1 protein-coding gene is annotated in these 249 nt (G+C 41.8%); it reads left to right on the top strand.

Translation table 11 applies throughout. The features are described 5' to 3' along the window. Positions 1-249: transposase (locus HMPREF2837_RS09675; protein WP_148131870.1), on the top strand; the 249-nt coding region annotated here is incomplete at both ends.

The raw sequence follows: 249 nt of genomic DNA, 5'->3' as shown, positions 1-249 counted from the left end.
TCGACCGCTTTCACATTGTCCAACATCTCAGTCGTGCTATGAACCGTCTTCGCATCCAAATCATGAATCGTTTTGATAGAAAATCGCACGAATATAAGGCATTGAAACGTTACTGGAAACTCATTCAACAGGATAGCCGTAAACTCAGCGATAAACGATTTTATCGCCCGACTTTTCGCTCACACCTGACCAATAAAGAGATTCTCGAAAACCTTCTTGCATACTCTCAAGAACTTAGAGAGCACTATG

The organism is Streptococcus sp. HMSC071D03 (genome assembly GCF_001812125.1).
In the GTDB taxonomy this organism is placed as follows: Bacteria; Bacillota; Bacilli; order Lactobacillales; family Streptococcaceae; genus Streptococcus; species Streptococcus pseudopneumoniae_N.
Note: the sequence above shows the minus strand (reverse complement) of the source record. Positions and strands in the feature narration are given on the sequence as shown.